This window comes from Streptomyces apricus (assembly GCF_008369065.1).
In the GTDB taxonomy this organism is placed as follows: Bacteria; Actinomycetota; Actinomycetes; order Streptomycetales; family Streptomycetaceae; genus Streptomyces; species Streptomyces apricus.
The window spans coordinates 58,559-68,730 of the sequence record NZ_VDFC01000023.1; the positions used below are offsets into that span (position 1 = coordinate 58,559).

Annotated in this window: 10 protein-coding genes and 1 rRNA gene; all 11 read right to left on the reverse strand. The window is 69.7% G+C overall.

The features are described 5' to 3' along the window. The coding region (locus tag FGF04_RS07600; protein WP_149510661.1) for a DNA polymerase IV at positions 1–1,015 on the reverse strand (1,015 nt) is incomplete at its 3' end. 97 nt (positions 1,016–1,112) lie between these two features. Next, complete coding sequence (locus tag FGF04_RS07605; RefSeq protein WP_149510478.1) at positions 1,113–1,745, reverse strand: MerR family transcriptional regulator; 633 nt, start codon at positions 1,743–1,745, stop codon at positions 1,113–1,115. A 222-nt stretch (positions 1,746–1,967) separates the two neighbouring features. Beyond that, positions 1,968–2,441 carry a bifunctional nuclease family protein gene (locus FGF04_RS07610; RefSeq protein ID WP_006123076.1) on the reverse strand — a complete coding sequence of 158 codons (474 nt, stop codon included), beginning with the start codon at positions 2,439–2,441 and terminating at the stop codon, positions 1,968–1,970. A gap of 85 nt (positions 2,442–2,526) precedes the next feature. Further along, a complete protein-coding gene (ftsR, locus tag FGF04_RS07615) occupies positions 2,527–3,261 on the reverse strand; it encodes a transcriptional regulator FtsR (protein WP_149510479.1) in 735 nt (244 codons plus the stop codon). 46 nt (positions 3,262–3,307) lie between these two features. Further along, on the reverse strand, positions 3,308–4,279 hold the full coding sequence (locus FGF04_RS07620) for an FHA domain-containing protein (RefSeq protein WP_149510480.1): 972 nt from the start codon (positions 4,277–4,279) through the stop codon (positions 3,308–3,310). Between the two features lie 61 nt (positions 4,280–4,340). Further along, positions 4,341–5,207, reverse strand: a complete 867-nt coding sequence (locus tag FGF04_RS07625; protein ID WP_149510481.1) for a DUF881 domain-containing protein — start codon at positions 5,205–5,207, stop codon at positions 4,341–4,343. A gap of 5 nt (positions 5,208–5,212) precedes the next feature. Further along, entirely contained in the window at positions 5,213–5,545 is a 333-nt protein-coding gene (locus tag FGF04_RS07630) for a small basic family protein (protein WP_003988855.1), read from the reverse strand. Then, positions 5,542–6,375 (reverse strand): DUF881 domain-containing protein, encoded by an 834-nt coding sequence (locus tag FGF04_RS07635; protein ID WP_149510482.1) that lies wholly within the window; start codon positions 6,373–6,375, stop codon positions 5,542–5,544. The genes FGF04_RS07630 and FGF04_RS07635 overlap by 4 nt, the downstream gene beginning before the upstream one ends. Positions 6,376–6,550: 175 nt before the next feature. Then, entirely contained in the window at positions 6,551–9,046 is a 2,496-nt protein-coding gene (locus FGF04_RS07640; protein ID WP_149510483.1) for a mannose-1-phosphate guanyltransferase, read from the reverse strand. Between the two features lie 89 nt (positions 9,047–9,135). Next, positions 9,136–9,768 carry a CDP-alcohol phosphatidyltransferase family protein gene (locus tag FGF04_RS07645; RefSeq protein WP_149510484.1) on the reverse strand — a complete coding sequence of 211 codons (633 nt, stop codon included), beginning with the start codon at positions 9,766–9,768 and terminating at the stop codon, positions 9,136–9,138. Between the two features lie 168 nt (positions 9,769–9,936). After that, positions 9,937–10,053: ribosomal RNA gene (gene rrf / locus FGF04_RS07650) — 5S ribosomal RNA — on the reverse strand. Positions 10,054–10,172: the final 119 nt, after the last annotated feature.

The following is a 10,172-nucleotide window of genomic DNA, read 5'->3' on the forward strand; positions in this document are numbered from 1 at the left end:
CCCCCCGCAACCGCACACCCCCCGTGGTGTCCACGGCCTCCAGCAGCCGGGCGGCAGCCTCCCGCACCACCGCGGGATCGTCCGTGGGCCCCCGCAGCGTCTCGGACCGGGTCAGCGTGGAGAAGTCGTACCGCCGCACCTTCAGCACGATGGTCCGCCCCGACAGGTGCGCCGCCCGCAGCCGCTGGACGCACCGGTCGGCCAGCCGCTGCACCTCCGCCCGCACCCGCGCCCGGTCGTGGATGTCCACGTCGTACGTGTCCTCGACCGACACCGACTTGGTGTCCCGCTCGGCCACCACGGGCCGCCGGTCGCGCGCGAGCGCCATGGCGTACAGGGCGCTCCCGTGCGCCTTCCCCAGCAGCCGTACGAGCTCGTCCTCGCCCGCCTCGGCGATGTCCCCGACCGTGCTGATCCCGCCCCGCCGCAGGTGGTCCCCGGTGGCCGGCCCGACGCCCGGCAGGACGCGTACCGACATGGGGGCGAGCAGCGCCCGCTCGGTGCCGGGCTCTATGAGCACGAGCCCGTCCGGCTTGGCCTGCTCCGAGGCGATCTTCGCCAGCATCTTGGAGCCCGCGAGCCCCACGGACCCGGTGAGCCCCGTGACGGCCCGGATGTCGGCGCGCAGCTTCTTCCCGGCCAGCAGCGCCGACGCCTCGTCCCAGGCCGTCTGCCCGGCCTCCAGGTCCACGAAGGCCTCGTCCAGGCTCAGCGGCTCCACCAGCGGCGACAGCTCCCGCAGCAGCCCCATCACCTGCTCGCTGATCTGCCGGTAGAGCCCGAAGCGCGGTACGAGGTAGGCGGCGTTCGGGGCCAGCCGGCGGGCCTGCGCCATGGGCATCGCCGAGTGCACCCCGAAGACCCGCGCCTCGTACGAGCAGGTGGCGACGACGCCACGCGGTCCGAGACCGCCCACGACGACCGCTTTCCCGCGCAGACTCGGCTTGGCCGCCTGCTCCGCCGAGGCGTAGAAGGCGTCCATGTCGAGATGCAGGATCGTGGGCGCGGTTCTCACCCCACCGATGCTGCCCTACGCCACTGACAATGCCACCGCGGCGGGCCCGTTCCGGAGCGCGTCCCGGCCGGTCGGAAAGCCCGGCCGGAAAGCCTGCTCAGACGGCCCGGTTGCGCCGCCGCGCCAGCTCGTCCGCCGGATTGGGCCGCACGAGCGTCTCGCCGGTGTCGACGCGCTCCCCGTGCAGCTGGGAGAGCGCGCTCTCCACGTCCCGCCACACCACGCCCACGGCGATCCCGAAGATGCCCTGTCCGCCCTGCAGCAGCGCGTGCACCTCGTCGGGCGAGGTGCACTCGTAGACCGTGGCGCCGTCGCTCATCAGCGTCATGCGCTCCAGGTCGCAGGCGCCGCGCTCCGTGAGGTGCCGCACCGTGCTGCGGATGTTCTGCAGCGAGACCCCCGTGTCGAGGAACCGCTTGACGATCTTCAGGACGACCACGTCGCGGAAGCTGTAGAGCCGCTGCGTCCCCGACCCCTGGGCGGACCGCACACTCGGCTCGACCAGCCCCGTCCTGGCCCAGTAGTCCAGTTGCCGGTAGGTGATCCCCGCGGCGGCACATGCCGTGGGACCGCGGTAACCGATCTCCGCGGACGCCGTCCCGCCGTCCCCCGGTACTGCCTTCGGCCGCTGTACGTGATCGGCCGCGCTGCTCTGAAGCGGGTACGGGCCGCTCTCCCCCGGACCGCGTCCGGGAGCACCCCCAGCCGTACCGTCGCCGCTGCTTCTCACGCCGACCTCCGTCCTTGACCTGCCTTCACGAAGGTAGGCAGTCACCAGGGGCGCGTCAACGATCGCCACACTCGGCACGCCGGGTGATAATCACCCTGAGAGTGGTTTCCCGTGCCCCGTTGCGGGGAAAGGCTAGCCGAATGCCCTCGGGCCGGCAGCGGCACGGCCTGTCGTCCGGCGCTCCCGGAGGGTCATCGGCCGCTGCGGGATGCCGTCAGGCCGTCACTGGCTGTTGGTCCCGAAGTCCTCGGGCGAGATCTGGTCGAGGAACTCGCGGAACTTCTCCACCTCGTCCTCCTGCTCGTCCGGGATCGCGATGCCCGCGTCGTCCAGGACCCCGTCACTGCCGTAGATGGGCGTACCGGTGCGCAGCGCCAGCGCTATGGCGTCGGACGGCCGGGCACTGACCTCGACCCCGCTGGCGAACACCAGTTCCGCATAGAAGACACCCTCCCGCAGGTCCGTGATGCGCACTTCGGTCAGCTCCTGGCCGACGGCCTCCAGCACGTCCTTGAACAGGTCGTGGGTCAGCGGTCGCGCGGGGGCCATGCCCTGCTGTGCGAAGGCGATCGCCGTCGCCTCCCCCGGCCCGATCCAGATGGGGAGGTAACGGTCGCCTCCCACTTCACGCAGGAGCACGATCGGTTGGTTGGAGGGCATTTCCACCCGGACACCTACGACGTCGAGCTCGTTCACACAGCAACCCTAGGCCGTGCCCGGCACCTTTGGGTAGTCGAGCACGGAATGGTGCCCCATCCCACGTCCCCCGAGCACCGCCGGATCAGGGCAGCCGCACCCCGAGCGCGGACTGCACCAGGGCGGCGTGCAGCTTCACCGCGAGGCCCGCGAGCTCCTTGGTGCGCGCCTGCGCGTGCGCCCTGGTCTGCGGGTTGCGGTGCAGCCGCAGGGGGGCCACGACCTGGTCCACCAGTCCGGCCTCCCGGTCGGCGGCGGCCTTGACGGCACGCAGGTGCCGCGGTTCGATCCCGAACCGCCCCAGTTCGGTGACCAGGGCCGCCACGGTGACCGCCTCGGCGTCGTACACGCCGTCCGGCAGGGGGGTGATGAGCCCGTAGGACTCCCACTCGTCGAGCTCCCGCTCGCCGATCTCGGCGGCGGCCAGCAGCTCCGCGCGCCCGATCCGGGCCACCACGGGCTCCTCGGGCTCGCCGGGGGCCTCACCGTCGCCCTGGGGCCCCACGGAGGGCAGGGCGACCGCCTCGCCCCGCGCCATGGCGTCCAGGTGCGCCCGGATCACCTTCAGGGGCAGGTAGTGGTCGCGCTGCATGCGCAGCACGTGGCCCAGACGCTCCACGTCGTCGGGGCTGAACTTGCGGTACCCGGAGGGGGTCCGCTGCGGCTCGATGAGCCCCTCGGACTCCAGGAACCGGATCTTCGAGACCGTGACCTCGGGGAATTCGTCGCGCAGGGCGTTCAGCACGGTGCCGATGCTCATCAGAGCACCGTCCGTGGCGGCGGCGCCGTGTCCGGCGCCGCCGCTCGGGGTTCGAAGCATGGACCTTCCCTGGGGGTCGTCTCCCCGGACAAAGTCTGGGTGAGGGTCAGATGCCCCGCTGGCTCGCGTAGAAGACCAGCCGGTACTTGCCGATCTGCACCTCGTCACCGTTCGACAGGGGAACCCGGTCGATCCGCTCCCGGTTGACGTACGTGCCGTTGAGGCTGCCGACGTCCGCCACCGTGAAGGAACCGTCGGGCTCCCGGCGGAACTCCACGTGACGGCGCGACACGGTCACGTCGTCCAGGAAGATGTCGCTCTGCGGATGACGGCCGGCCGTGGTCAGCTCGCCGTCCAGCAGGAAGCGGCTGCCCGAGTTGGGCCCCCGCCGCACCACCAGGAGCGCCGAGCCGAGCGGCAGGGCGTCGACGGCGGCCTGCGCCTCCGGGGACAGCATCGGCATCTGCGTCTGGCCGGTTGCCTCGGCGTCGTACGCCTCAAGACCGGAGATGGAGATCGTCGACGTGGTCTCCGACGGACGCTCGGGGGTCGCCCCGGCCCGCAGCGGAGCACCGCAGTTGGAACAGAAGCGGCTCGCCTCCGCGTTGCGGTTGCCGCACCTCGTACACACCAGGGCCGACATGGACGGATCCTCCTGTTGCGGCTGCCCCGCCGAGGTAGTGGTCGCGTACGGGTCGGAGCCGAAACCTCCACCCGCACCTGAGGCTGACGGATCCCCGAAACCTATGCGCCCCGACTGGGCAGGGTCAACAGACCGCGCGCCCTGACCACCGGAAATGTCCCCGCCCGGCCCACCGACCTGGTCCCGGAACAGCGGGCGGTCCGCCTGTCCCTCACCCTCGGAGGGGCGCGGTGCGCGATGGCGGGCGGTGGCGTTGTCGCCACCGTCTCGTGCGCTCTTGCCGAACAACTTCGCAAACAACTTCACGGGCGATTCCCCTTGACCGAAACAGACCCGCCCGTGGGGCAGGACGAACCCTGATTGCACACACCGGTCGAGCCGGACACCCTCACAACGTCCGTATCCACCAGACAGTTTCCACCACGCACCAGCCAATCGGTGCGCCGACCCCCCGCAAGCTCATGCCCTTGCGGGACGGTCTCCAAGCACCTCCGGCTCACCGGGAGGACGACCGAGCGTAGTCAGGCTGCTTCGCCGGTCGCAAGGCGTCCACGACGATCTTGCCGACGCGGTCCACCGTGACAGTGGCCTGCTCCTTCTCCAGAGTCTGCACCACTCCGCCAGGGATGTTGAGCGCCGGTTCGAGGTCCTGCGGCTTGCCGATGACCTTGAAACGATAGGGGGAGCTGATCTTGTTCCCGTCCACCGCGACTCCCCCGCCCACATCCGTCAGATAGGTGCCGGCGACGATCCGTACGCCGTTGACCTGGATCGCCTCCGCTCCGGCCGCGCGCAGTTCCTGGACGGCGTCGAGCAGCATGTCGGACTCGACCGTCCCCTTCCCGTCGTCGACCGTCAGTGTGATGCCGGGGCCCTGCGCCGCCACGGTGCCCGCCAGGATGCCGAGTTGCCTCTCCTTCTCGACCGTCTGCTTGCGGGCCTCCTCGGCCTGGTCCGAGCTGTTCTCCAGCTCGGTGCGCTGGTCCTCCAGCCCCTGCTTCTCCTCTTCCAGACGCTGTGTGCGGTCGTCGAGTTCATCGAGGATGCGTACGAGATCCTCCTGGCGCGCGCCGCGCAGGGCGCCGTCGTCGTCGCTGGTGGACGCCACCTGGACGGCCAGGCCGAAGCCGAGGCCGAACAACAGGAGCGCGACGATCAGTTGCGCACGGGACACCCGCGGCGGCCACAGGCCCTTCACCAGCCGCTGCCGGCCGGTGAGCCCGGGCGCGCCGCCCGGCTCCGGCGCGGCCGCCGGCGGCCCGGGCTCCCCGGCTCCCGCCGGTGCCTGCGCCGCGACCTCTTCGGGCAGTTCCCTGCGCAGCGGGTTCCCGGAGGTCCCCGGCGTTCCGTCCTCGCTGCTCATCGGCCTCACGCCCGGAAGACGTGCCGGCGGATCGCCGCGGCGTTGGAGAAGATGCGGATACCGAGGACGACCACGACCCCCGTGGACAGCTGGGCGCCGACGCCCAGCTTGTCGCCCAGGAAGACGATGAGCGCGGCCACCACGACGTTGGACAGGAACGACACCACGAAGACCTTGTCGTCGAAGATGCCGTCGAGCATGGCCCGCAGCCCTCCGAACACGGCGTCGAGCGCCGCGACGACGGCGATCGGGAGATAGGGCTCGACCACCGCCGGAACCTCGGGCCGGACCAACAGTCCGGCCACGACTCCCACGACGAGGCCCAGTACGGCGATCACGATGTGCCTTTCTCTGCGCTGGGTTGTGCTGTTCGTACGATCACACTCGGGGCTGCGGGCAGCCGGACCTCGTCCTCGACGGACAGGCTGGTCCTGATCCCGAAGTTCTTCCGCAGGGCGTCCAGGTACTGCCCGTCGCCGCTCTCGCGGAAAGCGCTGCTCAGTTTCTCGCCGTCCCCCACGGCCAACACCGTGTACGGCGGCACCAGCGGCTTGTTGTCGACCAGTATCGCGTCGCCCGCGGCCCTGATCGCGGACAGGGCCGTCAGCCGCTGTCCGTTGATCGTGACGGCCTCGGCGCCCGACTCCCACAGTCCGTTGACGACGCGCTGCATGTCGCGGTCGCGTACGCGGCCGGTGTCGGAGAAGCCGGACGTCTCGCGCGCGTCCCCCTCGCCGCCCTGGTCGGCCTCCTCGGCGTCGTCCACGACGAGCTTCACACCGGGCCCGTGCACCTCCACGGCTCCCGCCAGGATGCCCACCAGTTCGCCCTGGTCGCCGCCGTGCTTGCGGAGCGCCTCGCGCTGGCGGGCACCGACGTCGTCGCGCAGCTCGTCGATGCCGTCCTCAAGCTTCTCGGCCGCCGCGGTCTGCCGGTCGATGCGGTCGATGAGCTCGCCGCGCTCCTTGGCGACGACCGGTGCCGCTATCCGCGCCTGCGCCGCGCCCACGGTCACCACGAGTGCCGCGAGCACCAGACCCGCCGCGAGGCCCAGCTTCGCCCGCAGCGTCCTGGGCATCCCGCCCCCGCCCTCGGCCTTTTTGCGGGCGGCCGCCTCGGCGTACCCCTCGTCCAGGCTGTGGTCCATGACGTTGGTGAGCAGCGACATGGACGCGTCCGGGCGCGGGGGGCGCGGGGGGCTGCTCCGAACGGGCTGCTCCGAACGGGGGGCTGCTGCGGCATGCCGCACATCGTCGCACGTCGCGACCGCTGCCTTCGAACGGCCCCACCGACGCGCCGGACGGGCCCTGTTGAGGGCACCGTCCGGCACGCGTGCGTACGGCTCAGCGACCGGCGCTGTCCACCACCGACGCCCACTCGTCGAGCAGGGCCTGCGCCGAGGCGTCGTCGGGTCCTTCGGCCCACAGGTGGGTGACCGCCTCCGCCGGGTCGGGCAGGACCAGCACCCAGCGCCCGTCGGCCTCGACCACGCGGACGCCGTCGGTCGTGTCCACGGACCGGTCGCCGGCCGCTTCCACCACGCGTCGCATCACGAGGCCCTTGACCGCCCAGGGAGTCGCCAGATCGCGCTTGAGGACGTGCGCCCGCGGGATGCGCGCGTCGATCTGGCTGAGCGTGAGCTGCGTGCGCGCCACCAGCCCGATGAGCCGGACGAAGGCCGCCGTGCCGTCGAACACGCTGCTGAACTCGGGCACGATGAACCCGCCGCGCCCGTCGCCGCCGAAGATGCTGGACTCCTCGCGCCCGACCCGCGTCAGGTCGTCGGGCGAGGTGGTCGTCCAGTCGACCTGCGTCCCGTGGTACGCCGCCACCTGCTCGGCGATCCTGGTGGTGGTCACCGGCAGGGCCACCCGCCCGCTGCGGCGTTCGGCGGCGACCAGGTCGAGCATGACGAGCAGGGCCCGGTCGTCCTCGATGATCCGGCCCTTCTCGTCGACGAGGGAGAGCCGCTCGCCCACCGGGTCGAACCGCACGCCGAACGCGGCCCGCGCGGAGGCCACGATCTCGCCGAGCCGCACCATCCCGGACCGGCGGGCGTCCGCCGTCTCCGTGGGACGCGACTCGTCGAGTCCGGGGTTGATGGTCAGCGAGTCGACCCCGAGCTTGCCGAGCAGGCTGGGCAGCACCAGTCCGGCGCTGCCGTTCGAGGCGTCCACGACGACCTTGAGCCCGGACTCGGCGATCCCGGTCGTGTCGACGTTCCTGAGCAGGGACCCAGTGTACGAGTCGAAGACGCTCGCCGGGAAGTGCAGGTCGCCGATCTCACCGGGGAAGGCCCGGCGGTACTCCTGGCGCGCGAAGACGCGGTCCAGCTTGCGCTGGCTGCCCTGCGAGAGGTCCGCCCCGTTCCCGTCGAAGAACATGATGTCGACCGAGTCCGGGACCCCGGGCGTCGTACGGATCATGATGCCGCCGGCGCTGCCCCGCGCGGTCTGCTGCCGCGCCACCGGCAGCGGCACGTTCTCCAGGTCCCGTACGTCGATCGCGCTGGCCTGCAGGGCGGAGATGACCGCCCTCTTGAGCGCGCGGGCACCCCGGGAATGGTCACGGGCGGTGGTGACGGTGGCGCCCTTCTTGAGCGTGGTCGCGTACGCCCCCGCCAGGCGCACGGCCAGCTCGGGCGTGATCTCCACGTTCAGGATGCCGGTCACGCCACGGGCTCCGAAGAGGTGGGCCTGGCCCCGCGACTCCCAGATGACCGACGTGTTGACGAAGGCGCCGGCCTCGATCGTCTTGAACGGGTACACCCGCACGTTGCCCTGCACGATCGATTCTTCACCGACGAGGCACTCGTCCCCGATGACGGCGCCGTCCTCGATGCGCGCGGCCCGCATGATGTCGGTGTTCTTCCCGACGACGCAGCCACGCAGATTGCTGTGCTGGCCGATGTACACGTTGTCGTGCAGAACGGCCTTGTGCAGGAATGCCCCGGATTTCACGACGACATTGGAGCCCACCACGGTGTGCTCACGAATTTCGGCGTCCGCCTCGACCTTGGCGTAGTCCCCGATGTAAAGAGGTCCTCGCAGGACGGCGTCGGGGTGTACTTCGGCGCCCTCCGCGACCCAGACCCCGGGCGATATCTCGAACCCGTCCAGTTCGACGTCGACCTTGCCTTCGAGGACGTCGGCCTGCGCCTTGACGTAGCTCTCGTGCGTGCCGACGTCCTCCCAGTAGCCCTCGGCGACATAGCCGTAGATCGGCTTGCCTTCCTTCATCAGCTGGGGGAAGACGTCGCCGGACCAGTCGACGGAGGCATCGGCCTCGACGTAGTCGAAGACCTCCGGCTCCATGACGTAGATACCGGTGTTCACCGTGTCCGAGAAGACCTGGCCCCAGGTCGGCTTCTCAAGGAAGCGCTCGACCTTTCCCTCGTCGTCGACGATGGTGATGCCGAATTCCAGGGGATTGGGAACACGGGTCAGGCAGACGGTGACCAGCCCACCCTTTTCCTTGTGGAAATTGATGAGATCGGTGAGGTCGAAGTCGGTCAGAGCGTCGCCGGAGATGACAAGGAAGGTGTCGTCCTTCAGTGCCTCCTCGGCGTTCTTGACACTGCCGGCAGTACCGAGTGGCTTCTCCTCGTTGGCATAGGTGAGCTCCATACCGAGCTCTTCACCGTCACCGAAGTAGTTCTTGACCAGGGAGGCCAGGAACTGGACGGTGACGACGGTTTCGTTGAGCCCATGCCGCTTGAGCAGCCGTAGCACATGCTCCATGATCGGGCGGTTGGCCACGGGCAGGAGCGGCTTGGGCATGCTTGAGGTCATGGGGCGAAGGCGCGTGCCTTCGCCGCCGGCCATCACGACGGCCTTCATGTCGGAAGCGTCCTCCTTGAAGAGACGGTCAAGCCGACTTCACCCGTCAGATTGTCCCGCACATTGTCGATGCGGGCCATCTAAGACCTCTACGGCCGCCCATTGGGCGGGCTCAGTCGGCCATGGTTGTCCGCACGAACAAGGCGGCGGACCTGGACCACGTATAGGATTCCTGCCCACCAATACAGAGTTGTACCCCATCCGGCGAACGCCCAGCCGAAAATAGCAGCGAGTGACGCGAGCCACCCGCTTCCGTCACTGAGCAGCAACAACGGGAAGGCGTACATCAAGTTGAAAGTTGCAGCCTTCCCGAGGAAGTTAACCTGCGGCGGCGGATAGCCGTGCCGTCTGAGGATGCCCACCATCACGAGCAGGACCAGCTCCCGCGCCAGCAGGATGCCGGTCAGCCACAGCGGCAGGATCTCCCGCCAGGTCAGCCCGAGCAGGGTCGACAGGATGTAGAGCCGGTCGGCCGCGGGGTCCAGCAGCCGGCCGAGACTGCTGATCTGGTTCCAGCGCCGGGCGAGCTTGCCGTCCAGGTAGTCGCTGATACCGCTCAACATGAGCACCAGCAGTGCCCAGCCGTCGCTGTTGGGGCCGCCGAACTCCGGCCAGAGGATCAACCACAGGAAGATCGGTACGCCCACCAGGCGCGCCATGCTGAGGATGTTCGGGATGGTGAGGACCCGGTCTGTCTGGACGCGGGTCTCCTGGACCTCCACCCGGGGGCCTCCTGTGGGAACGTGCCGACGTTACGCCCTGACCTTACCCTCAGGCGTCCGTCGCGGGTGCGGAGGGGCCGCGGCAGCCTCCGCGGCCGAACGCATTACGCCTCCTGAACGCAAGAAAGCCCCCGCACCGAAGTGCGGGGGCTTTCCCATTCAATATTTGTTCGGCGGCGTCCTACTCTCCCACAGGGTCCCCCCTGCAGTACCATCGGCGCTGTGAGGCTTAGCTTCCGGGTTCGGAATGTAACCGGGCGTTTCCCTCACGCTATGACCACCGAAACACTATGAAACTCTCAACCGCACCATCACCGTGACCATGGCAATGGGGTTGTTCGTGGTTTCAGAACCAACACAGTGGACGCGAGCAACTGAGGACAAGCCCTCGGCCTATTAGTACC

What these genes read in the sequence shown, in the direction of transcription:
- ftsR (WP_149510479.1), bottom strand. Translation starts at nt 3,261, where the DNA reads ATGCTTCGAACCCCGAGCGGCGGCGCCGGACACGGCGCCGCCGCCACG.
- FGF04_RS07625 (WP_149510481.1), bottom strand. Translation starts at nt 5,207, where the DNA reads ATGAGCAGCGAGGACGGAACGCCGGGGACCTCCGGGAACCCGCTGCGC.
- FGF04_RS07635 (WP_149510482.1), bottom strand. Translation starts at nt 6,375, where the DNA reads ATGTCGCTGCTCACCAACGTCATGGACCACAGCCTGGACGAGGGGTAC.
- FGF04_RS07640 (WP_149510483.1), bottom strand. Translation starts at nt 9,046, where the DNA reads ATGAAGGCCGTCGTGATGGCCGGCGGCGAAGGCACGCGCCTTCGCCCC.